Annotated in this window: 11 protein-coding genes; 3 read left to right on the top strand and 8 right to left on the bottom strand. The window is 74.7% G+C overall.

Annotation, left to right across the window (positions count from 1 at the left end; genetic code table 11):
- Positions 1-138 precede the first annotated feature (138 nt).
- Positions 139-1,788, bottom strand: a complete 1,650-nt coding sequence (locus ACFVFQ_RS30935; protein WP_383422368.1) for an amidohydrolase — start codon at positions 1,786-1,788, stop codon at positions 139-141.
- A 58-nt stretch (positions 1,789-1,846) separates the two neighbouring features.
- Positions 1,847-3,400, bottom strand: coding sequence for an APC family permease (locus tag ACFVFQ_RS30930; RefSeq protein ID WP_383422366.1), 1,554 nt, complete (start codon positions 3,398-3,400; stop codon positions 1,847-1,849).
- Positions 3,401-3,579: 179 nt separating this feature from the next.
- On the opposite strand from ACFVFQ_RS30930, the gene ACFVFQ_RS30925 reads away from it, so the two are divergent.
- Complete coding sequence (locus ACFVFQ_RS30925; RefSeq protein WP_383422364.1) at positions 3,580-4,218, top strand: TetR/AcrR family transcriptional regulator; 639 nt, start codon at positions 3,580-3,582, stop codon at positions 4,216-4,218.
- 3 nt (positions 4,219-4,221) lie between these two features.
- Here the strand turns inward: ACFVFQ_RS30925 and ACFVFQ_RS30920 are convergent, their stop codons facing one another.
- From ACFVFQ_RS30920 to ACFVFQ_RS30905, 4 genes are all read right to left on the bottom strand, one after another.
- Positions 4,222-7,245 carry a bifunctional [glutamine synthetase] adenylyltransferase/[glutamine synthetase]-adenylyl-L-tyrosine phosphorylase gene (locus tag ACFVFQ_RS30920; RefSeq protein ID WP_383422362.1) on the bottom strand — a complete coding sequence of 1,008 codons (3,024 nt, stop codon included), beginning with the start codon at positions 7,243-7,245 and terminating at the stop codon, positions 4,222-4,224.
- Between the two features lie 51 nt (positions 7,246-7,296).
- Positions 7,297-8,658, bottom strand: a complete 1,362-nt coding sequence (gene glnA / locus ACFVFQ_RS30915; protein ID WP_274916014.1) for a type I glutamate--ammonia ligase — start codon at positions 8,656-8,658, stop codon at positions 7,297-7,299.
- A 324-nt stretch (positions 8,659-8,982) separates the two neighbouring features.
- A complete protein-coding gene (locus tag ACFVFQ_RS30910) occupies positions 8,983-9,831 on the bottom strand; it encodes an alpha/beta fold hydrolase (RefSeq protein WP_383422378.1) in 849 nt (282 codons plus the stop codon).
- 35 nt (positions 9,832-9,866) lie between these two features.
- Positions 9,867-10,628 (bottom strand): DUF998 domain-containing protein, encoded by a 762-nt coding sequence (locus ACFVFQ_RS30905; RefSeq protein WP_383422360.1) that lies wholly within the window; start codon positions 10,626-10,628, stop codon positions 9,867-9,869.
- A gap of 436 nt (positions 10,629-11,064) precedes the next feature.
- Here ACFVFQ_RS30905 and ACFVFQ_RS30900 point away from each other — a divergent pair, with 436 nt between their 5' ends.
- Positions 11,065-12,930: a multicopper oxidase family protein gene (locus ACFVFQ_RS30900; RefSeq protein WP_383422358.1), complete on the top strand. Its 1,866-nt coding sequence runs from the start codon at positions 11,065-11,067 to the stop codon at positions 12,928-12,930.
- A 112-nt stretch (positions 12,931-13,042) separates the two neighbouring features.
- A complete protein-coding gene (locus ACFVFQ_RS30895; protein WP_383422356.1) occupies positions 13,043-14,797 on the top strand; it encodes an NAD+ synthase in 1,755 nt (584 codons plus the stop codon).
- On the opposite strand, the gene ACFVFQ_RS30890 is transcribed toward ACFVFQ_RS30895, so the two are convergent.
- Both ACFVFQ_RS30890 and ACFVFQ_RS30885 read right to left on the bottom strand, forming a co-directional pair.
- A complete protein-coding gene (locus tag ACFVFQ_RS30890; protein WP_383422354.1) occupies positions 14,769-16,022 on the bottom strand; it encodes an MFS transporter in 1,254 nt (417 codons plus the stop codon). The two genes, ACFVFQ_RS30895 and ACFVFQ_RS30890, sit on opposite strands and share 29 nt — an antisense overlap.
- A 199-nt stretch (positions 16,023-16,221) precedes the next feature.
- Entirely contained in the window at positions 16,222-17,142 is a 921-nt protein-coding gene (locus ACFVFQ_RS30885) for an endonuclease/exonuclease/phosphatase family protein (RefSeq protein ID WP_383422376.1), read from the bottom strand.
- Positions 17,143-17,225: the final 83 nt, after the last annotated feature.

Raw genomic sequence — 17,225 nt, 5'->3', positions numbered from 1 at the left:
CCGGGGGCGGGGGGGGCGGGGGGGCCCCCCGCCCCCGGGGGGGGGGGGGGGCGGGGGGCTCCCCCCCGCCGGGGGCCCGGCGGCCCGCCGCCGTTCCGCGGGCGGACGTCGGCGCTCGCGCGGGCCGGTCGCCCGTGGTCAGTCCGTGGCGCGGTGGGTGAGGTGCCCGCCGGTGACGGTCAGGCGGACGGGGGCGGTGGCCACCTCGTCGGCGGGGGCGGTGGCCGGGTCGACGGCGAGGGCGGTCAGGTCGGCGCGGAAGCCGGGCGCGATCCGGCCGGCCGCGGCCTCCTCGCCGGCGGCGAGCGCGGCGTGCGCGGTCAGGCCCTCCAGCGCCTGAAGTCCGGTCAGCGCCTGGCCGGGGGTGACCGGCGCGACCTCGGGGTGGCCCGCGGGGCGCCGTAGCCGGGCGGTGGCCAGCACCTGGCGGGGGTCGTGGTGGGCGATCGGCCAGTCGGAGCCGAGGACCAGGGCGGCGCCGGCGTCCCGCAGGTCGCGGCAGCGCCAGGCGCGTTCGGCCCGCTCGGCACCGACCCGTCGGGACCAGGCGTCGGTGTGGTCGGCGCGGGTGTAGTGGGTGTGGGTGGGCTGCATGGAGGCGACCACTCCGAGCCGGGCGAAGCGCGGCAGTTGGGCGTCGGGAACGGTCTCGATGTGCTCGATGCGGTGGCGGTACCGGGCGCCGGGCCGGGGGTCGCCGAGCAGTTCCACGGTGTCCAGGACGTGACGGACCGCGGCGTCGCCGATGGCGTGGGTGGCGGTGCGCACCCCGGCCCGGTCGAGGTGGTGGACGGCGTGCGTGTAGGCGGCGGGGTCGGGCCAGAACGCGTCGGTGCCCTGGCCGTGGCAGTCGGGCCGCTCCAGCCAGGCGGTGCCGCCCTCGACGGTGCCGTCCATGAAGAACTTCACCCCGCCGATCCGCCAGTGCCGGCCGGCTCGGCGCTGGAGCGCGACCAGGTGGTCCAGGCCGTCGGCGTCGATGCCGGGCATGCACCAGGGGGCGAGCCGCAGCCGGACCGGGAGGGGGCCGTCCGCCTCGATGGCGGCGAGGAGTTCCGGCGCGTCCGCGTCCTCCATGTCCATGACGTGGGCGCCGGTGAGGCCGGCCGCGGCCATCTCCCGCAGCAGGCCCAGCAGTCGGGCCCGGCGGTCGGCGGCCGAGGGGCGCGGCATGGCGGGCAGCACCAGGTTCATCGCGGCGTGCTCGACGAGGTGCCCGGTGGGACGCCCCGCCTCGTCGCAGACCACGCTGGCGCGCTGGGCGAACTCCCGCGGCCCGGTGATCCCGGCGGCCTCCAGCGCCCGGCCGCTGGCCAGCGCCGAGTGGCCGTCGTAGAGGCGGAGGAAGGCGGGGGCGCCGCCGAGCGCGTCCTCGATCAGGTCGCGGTGGACGGGGCGGTCGCCGAAGGCGTTGTGGTCCAGGCCCCAGCCGGTGACCCAGCCACCCCGGGGCAATTCCCGTACCGCAGCGGCGAGTTCGGCGCGCAGCCCGGCGAGGTCGCGGACGGCGGTGAGGTCGACTCCGGTGGCCATCTCGACGCCCCACAGGGGGTGGCTGTGGCCGTCGGTGAGGCCGGGGACGAGGGTGGCGCCGGCCAGGTCGATGACCTCGGTGGCGGCGCCGCGCCAGTGCCGGGCGTCCGCCGCGTCGCCGACCGCGGCGATCCGCCCGTCCTTGAGGGCGACGGCCTCGGCCCAGGGGCGGGCCGGGTCCAGGGTGCGGACCCGGGCGCCGACGAGGACGGTGTCGGCGACGGTGAGCGGGGCGCGGGGCGGGCTGGGCGGCACGGTAACTCCTCGGTGCGGGACGACTGGTGGGGCCGGGCGGGGCCGGGCGGGGTCGGTGTCAGCCGCGGGCGGCGGCCTCCTCGGGCGGGGCGCCGGAGGCGGGCGGGGCCGGCGGTGCGGCCCGTGCGGCCCGTGCGGCCTGTTCCTCGTCTGGTTCGGCCGCGAAGCCCGCGTAGACGTCCGGGCGGGTGCGGCGGATGCGGCGGGCCAGCAGCAGGCCGGCGGCGAAGGCGGCCGGGACGGCCAGGACGAGGGCGAGGTTGGTGGTGGTGCCCGCGTTGGTCATGATGTCGATCTTGGCGATGACCAGCCACAGGGCGCCGCACATCAACACCGTGGCGAGCAGCGGCGCGACCGTGGTGCGCAGCGCCCCCTCCCGGTGCCGGACGCGCCGGAAGTACAGCGGCACGGCCACCGCGGTGAGTACCTGGAGCGCCAACAGGCCCAACATCCCCGGGGTGTTCATCCACAGCAGCAGTTGGGTGTAGGGGTCGGCGCCGGCCAGCGCGAAGCCGAGGACGAGCACGGCGGCGAGGACGCTCTGCACCGCGCCGGCGACGTACGGGGAACGGTGCCGCGGGTGGACCCGGCCGAGGGCGGCGGGCAGCACACCCTCCTGCGCCATGGCCAGGCCGTAGCGGTTGATCGCGTTGTGGAAGGCCAGTTGGGAGGCGAGGATGCTGGTCAGGATGAACAGGTGCATCAGCCCGGCGGCCCAACTGCCGACGTAGCGCGTGGTGGCGGCGAAGAAGAGGCCCGCGGGGTCCGCCACGGCGGCGCTAAGGATCCGGTCGGAGCCGTACGCCTGGATGATGATCCAGAGGGTGAAGGCGTAGAAGAGGCCGAGGAAGGCGACCGCGATATAGGTGGCGCGCGGGATGGTGCGACGGGGGTTACGCGCCTCGCGGCGGTAGATGGCGGTGGACTCGAAGCCGGTGAAGGCGGCGAAGGCGAAGGCCAACACCGCGCCGGTGCCGGGGACCAGGACCGCGTGCGGGGTGAAGGAGTCCAGCGTCAGACCGTGGGCGCCGCCGTGCAGCAGGACGCCGCCGGCGAGCAGCACGAGGATGCCGGTCTCGGCGACCAGCAGCACGCCGAGCACCTTGGCGCCGAAGTCGATGCTGCGGTACCCGAGAAACCAGATGACCACCACGCCGACGAGCGCGATCAACGGCCAGGGGACGTGCACGCCCCAGAACGCCCCAAGGGCCTCCTGGGTGGCGGTGGCGAGCAGGCCGTAGACGCCGATCTGCATGCCGTTGTAGGCGAGCAGGGCCACGGTGGCGGCGCCGAAGCCGGCCGGGCGGCCCAGGCCCCGGGTGATGAAGGCGTAGAAGCCGCCGCCGTTGCGCACGTGCCGGGCCATGGTGGTGAAGCCCACCGCGAACAGGGCAAGGGTGGCGCCGGCCAGCGCGTAGCCGACCGGGGCACCGACGCCGCCGGCGCCGAGCGCGATCGGGGAGGTACCGGCCATGACCGTGAGCGGGGCGGCGGCGGAGATGACGAAGAAGGCGATGTCGGCGACGCCGAGGGTGCCGCGGCGCAGCGTGGCGCCCTCGGCGGCGGGCGGGGGTGGCGTTGCCCCGTTGGGGGACCCGGACTCTACGGCCATGGCTCGGTTGCCCTTCTGCGACCGGACGGGGAGAGGGGGCGGCCGTGCGCGTACGGGGGTGGGAACGGCAGCGGGACCGCGGGAGAGGAAACCTAAAGCCTTTCGGTTTGTGGACCGTACCCCCCGCCGTACGATTCCGGAAGACCCCCCGACGGGGTCCTTCGCCGGGAGGGGGCACCATGGGGCGGCCGCACAAGGCCCTGCTGGACCGGGCACGGATCGGCGCGACCGCGCTCCAACTCGTCGACGAGAAGGGCGACTTCAGCGTCCCTGAGGTGGCCCGGCGGCTCGGCGTGCAGACCGCGTCGGTATACCACCACGTGGACGGCCGGGCCGGGGTGATCGAGCTGCTGCGGGAGCGGGTCACCGAGGCGATGGACCCCGACACCCTGCGCGACGCCCCCTGGGACGAGGCGCTCGCCGCCTGGGCGCGCTCCTACCGCGCCGCGTTCGCCGCCCACCCGCGGACCATCCCGATGCTGATGACCGCACCGGTCCGCGCGCCGCGGGCGCTCGCCCAGTACGACCGGGTGGCCGGGCTGCTGCTGGACGCCGGCTTCGCGCCTGAGGAGGTGCTGGCGGTGATCACCGGCCTGGACAACCTCGTACTGGGCTCGGCGCTGGACATGGCGGCGCCGGAGCGGATGTGGGAGGCCGCCGGCGCGGCCGACGCGCCACGGCTGGCCGCGGCCCAGGACGCCGCGGGGCCGGCCCGCGCCGACACCGCCTTCGAACTCACCCTCGCCGGCTACCTGGCCCACCTACGGGCGCTGCGCACCGCCGACGCGGGCACGGGCACAGGCGCGGGCACGCCCTAGCGGCTACCCCCCGTAGAACAGCTCCTCCATCACGGCGCGGGCCCGCCGGGTGGTCCGGCGGTAGTCGTCGACCATGTCCCCGACGTGGCCCTCCTCGTAGCCCAAGTAGCGGCCGACGGCGGCCAGTTCCCGGCCGTCCGCGGGGAAGGTGTCCCCGGGCCGGCCGCGCACCAGCATCACCGCGTTGCGCACCCGGGCCGCCAGCACCCACGCCTCGTCCAGCGTCCGGGCCTCGTCGGTGCCGAGCAGCCCGGCGGCGTGCGCGGCGGCCAGCGCGTCCCGGGTCCGGGTGGTGCGCAGCCCGGGCAGCTCCCAGCCGTGCCGCAGCTGCATCAACTGGACCGTCCACTCCACGTCGCTCAGGCCGCCGCGGCCCAACTTGGCGTGCGTGGTGGGGTCCGCGCCCCGGGGCAGCCGCTCGGACTCCATCCGGGCCTTGAGCCGGCGGATCTCGCGGACCGCGTCCTCGCCCAGGCCCTCGGCCGGGTAGCGCAGCGGGTCGATCAGCTCGACGAACCGCTCCCCCAGCTCCGCGTCGCCGGCCACCGGCTCGGCGCGCAGCAGCGCCTGCGCCTCCCACACCAGCGCCCAGCGCCGGTAGTACGCCGCGTACGAGGCCAGGGAGCGCACCAGCGGTCCTGACTTGCCCTCCGGTCGCAGGTCCGCGTCGATCGGCAACGGCGGGTCGGTGGAGGGGAGTTGGAGCAGCCGGCGCATCTCGTTGGCGACCGCGTGGGCGGCCTTGGCGGCATCCTGCTCATCGGCGCCCTCGCGCGGCTCGTGGACGAAGAGCACATCGGCGTCCGAGCCGTAGCTCAGCTCGTGGCCGCCGAAGCGGCCCATGCCGATCACCGTGAACCGGGTGGGCAGGGTGTCGCCCCACTGCGCGCGGACCGCGGCCCGCAGGGCGCCGGCGAGGGTGGCGGCGTTGACGTCGGAGACCGCCGAGCCGACCGCGTCGACGGCGTGGCCGTGGTCGGTTTCGGCCGGGCTGGACTCGGTGCCGAGCGCGCCGATGACGTCCGCCGCGGCGGTGCGGAACAGCTCCCGGCGGCGCACCCCGCGGGCCGCCGCCACCGCCGCCTCGGCGCCGTCCGCGCGGCCGACCGCGGCCAGCACCTCCTGCTCCAGGGCGGCCCGGCTGCGCGGTTGGAGCCCGTCGGCGGCGCCGAGCAGGGCGACCGCCTCGGGGGCGCGCAGCAGCAGGTCCGGGGCGAGCCGGCCGGCGGACAGCACCCGGGCGAGGTTCTCCGCCGCGGCCCCCTCGTCGCGCAGCAGCCGCAGGTACCAGGGGGTCTTGCCGAGCGCGTCGGAGACCTTGCGGAAGTTCAGCAGCCCGGCGTCCGGGTCGGCGGAGTCCGCGAACCAGCCCAACAGCACCGGCAGCAGCGTCCGTTGGATCGCCGCCTTGCGGGTCACCCCGGAGGCCAGCGCCTCCAGGTGCCGCAGCGCGGCGATCGGGTCGGCGTAGCCGAGCGCCTCCAGGCGGTGCCCGGCGGCCTTCGCGGACAGCCGGGCCTCGCCGACCTCCAGGTGGGCGACGGCGTCCAGCAGCGGCCGGTAGAACAGCTTCTCGTGCAGCCGGCGCACCTCGCGGGCGTGCCACTTCCACTCCCGGCGCAACGACTCCACCGGCTCGGTGCGCAGCCCCAACGACCGGGCCAGGCGCCGCAGTTCGGACTCGTCCTCGGGCATCAGATGGGTGCGGCGCAGCCGGAAGAGCTGGATCCGGTGCTCCAGCGTGCGCAGGAAGCGGTAGGCGGCGTCCAGCGCGGCGGCGTCCTGGCGGCCCACATAGCCGCCGGACGCGAGCGCCGCCAGCGCGTCCAGGGTGGTGGCGCTGCGCAGCGTCGCATCGGTGCGACCGTGCACCAACTGGAGGAGCTGGACGGCGAATTCGACGTCCCGCAGGCCCCCGGGGCCCAGCTTGAGCTCCCGGTCCACCTGGGCGACGGGGATGTTCGCCACCACCCGGCGGCGCATCTGGCGGACGTCGGCGACGAAGTTCTCCCGCTCGGCGACGTCCCACACCATCGGCGCCAGCGCGTCGACGTAGCTCTGGCCCAGCGCCAGGTCGCCGGCCATCGGGCGGGCCTTGAGCAGCGCCTGGAACTCCCAGGTCTTGGCCCACCGTTGGTAGTAGGCGAGGTGGCTGGTCAGGGTGCGCACCAGCGGGCCGTTGCGGCCCTCGGGGCGCAGGTTGGCGTCCACCGGCCAGATGGTGCCCTCGATGGTGCTGTCCGAGCACAGCCGCATCATCCGGGAGGCCAGCCGGGTCGCGGCCTGCAGCGCCCTGGCCTCCTCGGCGCCCTCCCGCGGCTCGGCGACGTAGATGACGTCCACGTCGGAGACGTAATTGAGCTCCCGGCCGCCGCACTTGCCCATGCCGATGACGGCCAGCCGGACCTGCGCGGCGTCGCCGGGCTGCTCCTCGTAGGCGATCTCCAGCGCGGCGCGGACGGTGGCGGTGGCCAGGTCGGCGAGCTCGGCGGCGGTCTCGGCGACGTCGATGGTGCCGCACACGTCGCGGGCCGCGATGCCGAGCAGGCAGCGGCGGTAGGCGACGCGCAGCGCGTCCGCCCGCGGCCGGTCGGCGCCCGGACCGTCCCAGATGCCGTCGGCCAGCGCCTGCTCGAACTCCGGGGTGGTGGGGTGCAGATCGACCGATTCGTAGGTGACCAGCGACCGCCACTCCCCCGGGTGCCTGGCCAGGTGGTCGCCGAGCGCCTCGGAGGCGCCCAGCACTCCCAACAGCCGGTCGCGCAGCGGCTTGGCGGTCGCGACGGTGGTCAGCAGCTCCTGCCGCTCCGCCGGGTCGAGCGCCTCCACCAGCCGGGCCAGGCCGCGCAGCGCCAGGTCCGGATCGCAGGTCCCGCCCAGCGCCTCCAGCAGCACCGAGTCGTCGCGTACGGGGGCGAGTTCGGGGGCGTCGAGCAGCGTCCCGGCCGCCGAGGGGTCGGTGAAACCGTGCCTCAACAGCCGGGTGAAGGTGCTGCTCCGCCGTCCCTGCGGAGCGGGTAGTGCCATGGCGCGGCCTCTCGACGGCGGGTCGGCGCGGACCCGAGGGGTGGTCCGGCCTCAGAGCACCGGCAGCATCTTCCGCAGCTCGAAGGCGGTGACCTCCGAACGGTACTCCTCCCACTCCTGCTTCTTGTTGCGCAGGAAGAAGTCGAAGACGTGCTCTCCCAGGGTCTCGGCCACCAGCTCGCTGCGCTCCATCAACTCGATGGCCTCACCGAGGTTCTGCGGCAGCGGCTCGATGCCCATCGCCCGGCGCTCGGAATCGGACAGCGCCCACACGTCGTCGTCGGCGCCGGCCGGGAGTTCGTAGCCCTCCTCGATGCCCTTGAGGCCGGCCGCGAGCAACACCGCGTACGCCAGGTACGGGTTGGCGCCGGAGTCGACGGAGCGGACCTCGACGCGGGTGGAGCCCATCTTGCCGGGCTTGTACATCGGCACGCGGATCAGCGCGGAGCGGTTGTTGTGGCCCCAGCAGATGTAGGAGGGGGCCTCGCCGCCGGCGCCCGCGGTGCGGTTGGCGCCGCCCCAGATGCGCTTGTAGGAGTTGACCCACTGGTTGGTGACGGCGGAGATCTCGGCGGCGTGCCGGAGCAGGCCGGCGATGAACGAGCGGCCCACCTTGGAGAGTTGGTACTCGGCGCCGGACTCGTGGAAGGCGTTGCGGTCGCCCTCGAAGAGCGAGAGGTGGGTGTGCATGCCCGAACCCGGGTATTCCGAGAAGGGCTTGGGCATGAAGGTGGCCTGCACGCCCTGCTCCAGCGCGACCTGCTTCATCACCAGCCGGAAGGTCATGATGTTGTCGGCGGTGGAGAGCGCGTCGGCGTAGCGCAGGTCGATCTCCTGCTGGCCGGGGGCGCCCTCGTGGTGGCTGAACTCCACCGAGATGCCCATCGATTCCAGCATGGTGATGGCCTGCCGGCGGAAGTCCATCCCGACGTTTTGCGGGGTGTGGTCGAAGTAGCCGGAGGAGTCGCCGGGGATCGGCCGGGAGCCGTCCACCGGCTTGTCCTTGAGCAGGAAGAACTCGATCTCGGGGTGGGTGTAGAAGGTGAAGCCGAGGTCGGAGGTCTTGGCCAGGATGCGCTTGAGGACGAACCGCGGGTCGGCGTACGAGGGCGAGCCGTCGGGCATCAGGATGTCGCAGAACATCCGGGCGGTGCCGGGGGCCTCGGCGCGCCAGGGCAGGATCTGGAAGGTGCCCGGGTCCGGCTTGGCGATCATGTCGGACTCGTAGACCCGGGCGAAGCCCTCGATCGCCGAGCCGTCGAAGCCGATGCCCTCGTCGAATGCCTGCTCCAGCTCGGCCGGGGCCACCGCGACGGATTTCAAGAAGCCCAGGACGTCGGTGAACCACAGCCGGACGAAGCGGATATCGCGCTCTTCCAGGGTCCGGAGCACAAACTCCTGCTGCTTGTCCATGGTTCACCAATCCTTGCAGGTCATTCGGCCTGTCCACGCGGGGATCATCGCGTCGTGGCCCACCAGTATCACGTCAGGGGGTTACCGTCACATTACGCACCCTTGGCCTGAATCAGAACCGTTCTCCGTCCGCTCGCGCCAGGCATCTTCCCCGCGCGGGGCCGGCTCTGCGCGGCCCACGGCCACATTCCGGGCGGCTTGAGCCAGTCTTGGAGCCGGCGTGGGGGGCCGTTGACCGGGTATTGAGCGGCCCGTTCCTTGCCCTTCCGGCAGTTCTTCCGGCGGTTGTCCCGGCAGTTGTCCCGGGCGGCGGGGCGCGGGCCGTCAGCGCTCCGGGGTCGCCGGGTCGGCGGCGAGGTCCAGTACGGCGCGGGCGATGGTCTCCGGGGCGTCGGCCATCATCAGGTGGCCGGCCGGGGCGGCGACCGTGCAGCGGCCGCCCAACAGCTCGGCGAGCGCCCGCTGGCGGGCCAACCACCGCTGGTCGCGGGCGCCGTCCCCGCCGTCGTGGGCCGCGAGGACGGCAACGGGGACGGCGGGCAGCGGGTGGTCCGTGCGCAGCGCGGCGAGGTCGGCGGCCTGGTAGGGGTAGCTGGCGTTCTCCAGGACGCAGGCGCGCACGACCCGGCTGGTGCGGTAGCCCGCGGCCTCCCACGGGTGCGGCGGGTGGCTGCCGACGGTGGTGGCGTGCCCGATCAGCCGCCGGGTGGCGGGCCCGAGGGCGCGCGGCATCCCGGCGGCCGACAGCGCCCGGGCCAGCGCGCCGGCCCACGCCGTCCGCACGGCGCGCGGCAGTCGGGGCCGCGGGTCCTCCTCGACGCTGCCGTCGACGAGGACGAGCCCGGCGCAGCGGTCCGGGTGCAGCCGGGCGAACGCCTCGGCGTGGAAGCCCGCCAGCGAGTGGCCGACGACGGTGGCCGGCCCCCGGTGGCCGAGCGCGTCCAGCACCCCGACGATCCGGTCCGCCTCGCCGGCCAGGTCGGGCGGCCCACCGGCCGGGGCGCTCAGGCCCAGGCCGGGCCGGTCGAAGCGGACGACGGTGCGGTGCGGGACGAGCAGCGCGGCGACCGCGTCCCAGTCGAACCAGGCCATGCCGAGGCCGCCGCTGAGCACGACGACGGGGCCGCGGCCCTCGCTCAGCACATGCAGCGGCACCCCGTCGACGCGCACCATCCGGCCGGGGGCGGGGCGGAGTTGTGCAAAACGGTTCACGGGGCTGGGTCTCCTTGCGGCGGGTCCGCAGGGCGCGGCGTCGGTACGGGCTCGGGGTCGGGCTCGGCCCGGGGCCCGGGGCGGGCCAGGCAGCCGGCGAGCACGGCGAGGTAGACGGCGACCAGCAGCACCTGGAGGCGCTGGCCGACGCCGAGCGCCCAGGTGTCCCGGCCCGCGGTGAGGACGGCGATCTCGGCCATCGTCCAGGCGGTGGCGGCGAGTTCGGCCAGCACCAGCGCCGGGCCGAGGCGGGCGAGCGCGGGCCACTGGCCGTACCGGCGGGCGGCGACGGTGAGCAGGATCAGCGCGGCGAGCGCGCCCAGCATGGCCAGGGTGGAGCTGACCGCGTGCGCGGTGTGGGTGGCCGGGACCAGTCCGGCGGTCTCCCGGGCGGCGCAGACCGGGTCGCTGGTGGGCGGGCAGCTCAGCGGCAGCCGGGAGTCCAGCGCGGTGGCGGCGCCGAACAGGGCCAGCGCGCCCAGGCCGGCACTGGTCCAGGGCCGCCGCCGGGTCGTGGCGAGCGCGAGCAGCGCCCCGAGGAGCACCAGCAGCCCGGCGACCAGGTCGGTGGCCCGGAACAGACCGCCCAGCGGCTGGTCCGCGGCGGCCAGTTCGCTCACGTACGCCCGCACCGGGTCCAGACCGGTGGCGATCACCAGCTCCCACACCCAGGCGGTGTAGGCGAGCGCGCCGAGGAACAGCACGGCGGCGGCCGCCGTACGGGCACCGGGGGCGGGGCGGGTCGGGCGCACGGACATCCTGGTGTTCGGGTGGAAACCGACGGCACGTCCGGAATGCCGGGTTCGCCGGGGACGGGGGAAGGCCAAGAATAGGCGGGCGGTCCACGGGGCGCGGCGGGAGCGGCGCGGTGGGCCACCTCCGGGGGCGGGCCCCCGGAGACCCAGGATGCGTCGTGAAGGTCTCCGGCCGTCGAGAGGTGCGCGATGCGTGATCACCGCAGGGCCACCGCCCGGTCCGGTCGCCCACCGCGCGGCCGGTGGCCGATATCCCCGCCGCGCCGACGACGCCCCGCCTGACCGCCGGGCCTCCCCGAGGGCCCCTCGACGGTCCCCGCCCGCCCCGTTCGACCGGGACGCACCGGGCCGCGGGCCCCCTCCCCGTCACGCGCCGGCGTCCGCGGCCGCTCCCGGTCTTCCCGCCCCGTCCCCGACAACGCCACGAGGTGCACACCCCATGGATTCCCTTCGTACGCACTCCCGCCGGGCCCTGCTCGGCGCGGGCATCGCGGTCGCCGGCGGCGGCCTACTGGCCGCCTCCGCCCCCGGCGTCGCCGACTCCGCGACCGGTCCGAACGGCCGGCCCGACGACGGCCGTTCCGGCCGGGGCGGCTATGTCGACCCGCACGGCCCGGAGGTCGCCGACGCCGAAGACCGGCGCACCTCCGGCCCGGTGCGGCGGCTGCACGTCGAGGCCCGGGAGACCCGGGTCGACCTCGGCGGCCGGACCGTGCACACCTGGGCGTACGGCGACGGGGTACCGGGCGAGGAGCTCCGGCTCACCGCGGGCGAGACCCTCGCGGTGACCCTGCTCAACCGGCTGCCGCAGTCGACCACGCTGCACTGGCACGGGCTGCCGCTGCGCAACGACATGGACGGCGTCCCCGACGTCACCCAGCGCCCGGTCAAGCCCGGCGCCTCCTTCCACTACCGCTTCAAGGTCACCGACCCGGGCACCTACTGGATGCATCCGCACCTCGGCGTCCAACAGGACCACGGCCTCTACGCCCCGCTGATCGTCGACGACCCCAAGGAGCCGATGGCGTACGACAAGGAGTGGGTCGTCGTGCTCGACGACTGGCTCGACGGGGTGGACGGCAGCGACCCGGACACCGTCCTCAACGAGCTGAACCACGGCCGGGGTCTGATGCACGGCGACGCGGACGACATGCACGGGCACGGCCGCGACGCGGGCCACAAGCACCGGCGCAAGCACGGGCACCGGCGCGACGACGACCGCCGCGACGACCACGACCGGGACGACCGCGACGACCAGGGTGCGGAGCGCGGGCACGAGGGGCGCGACGGCGGGCGGGCGGACGAGGGCGGCCTGAGCACGAACATCGGCGGGCCGGACGTCGACCCGGACGTCGACCCGGACGACATGGACCTGGGCCGGCTGGGTCTGGACGCGGGCGCCGAGCGGCTGTTCACGGAGCGGGCCACCCGCGGGGCGCGCCGCGGGGACGGCCCCCGAGACGGCGGCCGCGGCCCGTCCCGGATCCTGCACGGCGCCCACAGCAGACTGCTGCGCAGCATGCCCGGCAACGTGGACTACCCGTACCACCTCATCAACGGGCGGACCCACCACGACCCGGAGACCTTCCGCGCCCGGCCCGGCGACCGGATCCGGATCCGGTTCATCAACGCCGGCGGCGACACCGCGTACCGGGTGGCGCTGGGCGGCCACCACATGACCGTGACGCACACCGACGGCAACCCGGTGGAGCACGCCCGGACCGACGCGCTGCTGATCGGCATGGCCGAGCGCTACGACGTGGTGGTCACCGTCAGGTCCGGGGTCTTCCCGTTGGTCGCGCTCGCCGAGGGCAAGCGGCGGTCGGCGCTGGCCGTGCTGCGCACCGCCGAGGGGCGGGCCCCCGAGGCGTCGGCCCGGCCGAAGGCGTTGGACGGGCGGCTGATGACGGCGGACCGGCTCCGGGCGCACGAGAGCGTGCGGGCCCGCTCCCGGCGGCCGGACCGCATCATCAGCCTGAAGCTCACCGGCAACATGCGCAGCTTCGACTGGGCGATCAACGGGCGGCCGTACACCCCGTCGCAGCGCTACGGGGTGCGGGAGGGCGAGCGGGTGCGCCTGGTGTTCCGCAACCGCACCAGCATGTTCCACCCGATGCATCTGCACGGGCACAGCTTCCACCTGCCAAACGGCGGGCCGCGCAAGGACACCACGCTGGTGTACCCGGGCGAGCGCCTGGCCGTGGACTTCGACGCGGACAACCCCGGGCTGTGGATGCTGCACTGCCACAACATCTACCACTCGGAGTCCGGGATGATGACGGTCCTCGGCTACCGGCGGAAGTGACCTCCGGGACCCGGTTCCCGGTCTCGACCGCGGCCCCCTGTGACGTCGTCGCAGGGGGCCGCGGCATGGCGTCACACCCCCATTGCGTCAGAAAGACGATTAGACTGGCGGGGTGCCTCAACTTCGTCTCGCCCTCAATCAGATCGATTCCTGTGTCGGCGACATCGCCCGGAACGCCGAGACGATCGTGCACTGGACCCGGCACGCCGCCGGCCAGGGCGCGCACCTCGTCGCCTTCCCCGAGATGGCGCTGACCGGCTACCCCGTCGAGGACCTCGCGCTGCGCGCGTCGTTCGTCGAGGCCAGCCGGGCCGCGCTGACCGAACTCGCCGGCCGGCTGGCCGCCGAGGGGCTGGGCGACGTCCCGGTCGTCGTCGGCTACCTCGACCGCTGCCCGCAGGCGTTGCCCCGCTACGGCCGGCCGGCCGGCGCCCCGCAGAACGCGGCGGCGGTGCTGCACGGCGGCGAGGTCGCGCTCTCCTTCGCCAAGCACCACCTGCCCAACTACGGCGTCTTCGACGAGTTCCGCTACTTCGTCCCCGGCGACACCCTGCCGGTGATCCGGGTCCACGGCGTCGATGTGGCGCTGGCCATCTGCGAGGACCTGTGGCAGGAGGGCGGGCGGGTGCCGGCCGCGCGCAGCGCCGGCGCCGGGCTGCTGCTGTCCGTCAACGCCTCGCCGTACGAGCGGAACAAGGACGACGCCCGGCTGGAGTTGGTCCGCAAGCGGGCCCAGGAGGCCGGCTGCACCACCGCGTACCTGGCGATGATGGGGGGCCAGGACGAGTTGGTCTTCGACGGCGACTCGATCGTCGTCGACCGGGACGGCGGGGTGATCGCGCGGGCCCCGCAGTTCGCCGAGGGGTGCGTGCTGCTCGATCTGGAGCTGCCCGCCGCGGCGCCCGAGCCGCCGTCCGGGGTGCTGGACGACGGGCTGCGGGTGGACCATGTGGTGCTCTCCACCGAGCAGTTGGCGCCGTACCCGCCGCAGACGGTGGGCCAGATCGCCGAGCGGCTCGACGATCTGGAGGAGGTCTACACCGCGCTGGTGGTGGGGCTGCGCGCCTACGTCGCCAAGAACGGCTTCGGCAGCGTACTGGTCGGGCTGTCCGGCGGGGTCGACTCCGCGCTGGTGGCCGCGCTGGCCTGCGACGCGCTGGGCGCCGAGCGGGTGCACGCGGTGGCGATGCCCTCGCGCTACTCCTCCGAGCATTCCCTGGGCGACGCCGCCGAGTTGGCCCGCCGTACGGGGCTGCACTTCCGCACGGTGCCGATCGGGCCGATGTTCGACGCCTACCTGGGGGCGCTGGGGCTGACCGGGCTCGCCGAGGAGAACCTCCAGTCGCGGCTGCGCGGCACGATCCTGATGGGGATCTCCAACCAGGAGGGGCATCTGGTCCTCGCGCCGGGCAACAAGTCCGAGCTGGCGTGCGGCTATTCGACGCTCTACGGCGACTCGGTCGGCGGCTACGGCCCGATCAAGGACGTCTACAAGACCGTCATCTACGAGCTGGCGCACTGGCGCAACCGGGCCGCCGCCGAGCGCGGCCAGACCCCGCCGATCCCGGAGCACACGCTCAGCAAGCCGCCCAGCGCCGAGCTGCGGCCCGGCCAGGTCGACACCGACTCACTGCCGGACTATCCGGTGCTGGACCGGATCCTGGAGCTGTACGTCGACCGCGACCTGGGCCGGGCCCAGATCGTCGCGCAGGGCTTCGACGCGGCGCTGGTGACCCGGGTGCTGCAGCTGGTGGACCGCGCCGAGTACAAGCGCCGGCAGTACCCGCCCGGCACCAAGATCTCCGCCAAGGGCTTCGGCAAGGACCGGCGGCTGCCGATCACGAACCACTGGCGAGAGGGGGCGTGACGGCCTCGGCCGCCTCCCCCGCCGAAGCCGCCGGCCCCGGCTCGCCCTCGCCGCCGCGCGCCACGATCTTGGTGGTCTCGGGGGCGCCGCGGTCCAGCAGGCCGGCGACCAGCGCCACCACCAGGCCGGCGGCGGCCAGCACCGCGCCGGCCAGGGTGGGCGAGGTCCAGCCCCAGCCCGCCGAGAGGACCAGGCCGCCGATCCAGGCACCGCCGGCGTTGGCGAGGTTGAACGCCGACTGGTTGGAGGCGGCGGCCAAAGTCGGCGCGTGCTGGGCCTTGTTCATCACCAGCATCTGCAGCGGCGTGGTGGTCAGGAAGCCGACCGCGCCGATGAGGACGACGCTGACCAGCGCCGCCCACTTCACCGTCGCGACGAAGTGGAAGGCGGTCAGGACGACGGCGAGCGCCCCGAGTGCGGCGTAGAGGGTGGGGCGCAGCGCCCGGTCGGTGAGCGGCCCGGCGGCCAGCGCGCCCAGCGTCATGCCGATGCCGAACAGCGCCAGGACCACCGGGACGGTGCCGGCGGCGAAGCCGGTGACCTCGGTCATCATCGACGCCAGGTAGCTGTAGACGGCGAAGACGCCGGCGAAGCCGAAGACGGTGGTGAGCAGGCCGAGCAGCACCTGGCGGTTGCCGAGCGCGCGCAGCTCGCCGCCGAGGCCGGTGTGCGCCTCGACGGGCAGCGGCGGGACCAGCCGGGCCAGGGAGGCCATCGCGACCAGGCCGATAACGGCCACGACGAGGAAGGTGGCGCGCCAGCCGAGGTGCTGGCCGAGCAGGGTGGCGGCGGGCACGCCGACGATGTTGGCGATGGTCAGGCCGAGGAACATGGTCGCCACCGCGCGGGCCCGGCGGCCCTCGTGCACCATCCGGGCGGCGACCACCGCGCCGACGCCGAAGAACGCGCCGTGCGGCAGCCCGGCCAGCAGCCGGCCGGCGACCAGCAGGCCGAAGGTGGGGGCGAGGGCGGAGGCGAGGTTGCCGACCGTGAAGACCGCCATCAGCGCCACCAGCATCCGCTTGCGGGGCACGCGGGAGCCGAGGGCGGTCAGGAGCGGGGCGCCGATGACGACGCCGAGGGCGTAGGCGGAGACGAGGTAGCCGGCGGTGGGCACGGAGGTGCCCAGATCGTGCGCGACGTCGGGCAGCAGGCCCATCATCACGAACTCCGTGGTGCCGATACCGAAGGCCGAGATCGCGAGCGCGAGCAGAGCCAAGGGCATGGAGAACCTTTCGGGGTTGGGGGGAGGTGCGCGGTGCACCCGCGCGGACGTTCTGCGCCGAACGCCTAAGTTCGAGTACGGAACAAAGTGTTCCAGGCCCAGTATTCCGACGCGAAAACGGCATGTGAAAAGCCCGCGTCGGCCAGACGCCCCGGGGGCCGTCCGACCGGCGCGGGCCTTGGCGCCCGGCCGCGCTTCCTCAGACCTTCAGGGTCGCCGCCACCGGCCGGTGGTCGCTGCCGGTCGCCGGCAGCACCCACGCCTTGACCGGGTCGATGCCCTTCACCAGGATCTGGTCGATCCGGGCCATCGGGAAGTCGGTCGGCCAACTGAAGCCGAAGCCGTCGCCCGCCGCGCCCTGGGCGGAGCGGAGCTGGGAGGTCAGCGGGGCCAGTGAGCGGTCGTTCATGGTGCCGTTGAGGTCGCCGAGGAGCATCACCTGGCGGACCGGGTCGGCGGCGATCGCCTCGCCGAGCGCCCGGGCGCTGCCGTCCCGCTGGTTCGCGGTGAAGCCCTTGTCGACGTGGACCCGCACGGACGGCATGTGCGCGACGTAGACGGCGATCTGGCGGCCGTCGGCGGCGGTGACGGTGGCGCGCAGCGCCCGGACCCAACCGATCTTGATGTCCACCGGGCGGGTATCGGCCAGCGGCCGCTTGCTCCACAGGCCGACGGTGCCCTGCACCGTGTGGTACGGGTACGCCGCGGCCAGGCCCGCGCGGTAGGTGGGCAGGGCCTTGCCGGTCAGCTCCTCCAGGGCCACCACGTCCGCGCCGGAGGCCACGATGGAGCGGGCGGTGCCGGCCGGGTCGGGGTTACCGGCGTCGACGTTGTGGGTGAGCACGGTGAGGTTGCCGCCGGTCCCGGACTTGTCGGTGATCTGCCCGCCGAAGAGCGCGCACCATGCGACGGCCGGCAGCACCAGCGCCACCAGCGCCGTCGCCGAGCGGCGCAACAGCGCGCAGAGCAGCAGCAGCGGGACGCCGAGCCCCAGCCACGGCAGGAAGGTCTCCAGCAAACTGCCCAGATTTCCCACGGTGTTGGGGATCCGGGCGTGCAACACCATCGCCAGCCCGAGGGCCACCGCGAGCACCGCCAGGACGATGCCGCGGCGCCACATCCCCTCTCTGCGCCACCAGTTGCGCAGGCGCCCCGGCCGGGAGCCGGCCCGCTCGGACCCCTGGCCCTGTCCCGGTTGCGTCA

Origin of the sequence: Streptomyces sp. NPDC057743, assembly GCF_042798755.1 — a bacterium.
Classification (GTDB): domain Bacteria; phylum Actinomycetota; class Actinomycetes; order Streptomycetales; family Streptomycetaceae; genus Streptomyces.
Note: the sequence above shows the minus strand (reverse complement) of the source record. Positions and strands in the feature narration are given on the sequence as shown.

Coding starts and splice junctions, on each gene's coding strand:
- ACFVFQ_RS30900 (WP_383422358.1), top strand. CDS start 11,065: ATGGATTCCCTTCGTACGCACTCCCGCCGGGCCCTGCTCGGCGCGGGC.
- glnA (WP_274916014.1), bottom strand. CDS start 8,658: ATGGACAAGCAGCAGGAGTTTGTGCTCCGGACCCTGGAAGAGCGCGAT.
- ACFVFQ_RS30890 (WP_383422354.1), bottom strand. CDS start 16,022: ATGCCCTTGGCTCTGCTCGCGCTCGCGATCTCGGCCTTCGGTATCGGC.
- ACFVFQ_RS30930 (WP_383422366.1), bottom strand. CDS start 3,400: ATGGCCGTAGAGTCCGGGTCCCCCAACGGGGCAACGCCACCCCCGCCC.
- ACFVFQ_RS30905 (WP_383422360.1), bottom strand. CDS start 10,628: ATGTCCGTGCGCCCGACCCGCCCCGCCCCCGGTGCCCGTACGGCGGCC.
- ACFVFQ_RS30885 (WP_383422376.1), bottom strand. CDS start 17,142: ATGTGGCGCCGCGGCATCGTCCTGGCGGTGCTCGCGGTGGCCCTCGGG.
- ACFVFQ_RS30920 (WP_383422362.1), bottom strand. CDS start 7,245: ATGGCACTACCCGCTCCGCAGGGACGGCGGAGCAGCACCTTCACCCGG.
- ACFVFQ_RS30910 (WP_383422378.1), bottom strand. CDS start 9,831: ATGGTGCGCGTCGACGGGGTGCCGCTGCATGTGCTGAGCGAGGGCCGC.
- ACFVFQ_RS30925 (WP_383422364.1), top strand. CDS start 3,580: ATGGGGCGGCCGCACAAGGCCCTGCTGGACCGGGCACGGATCGGCGCG.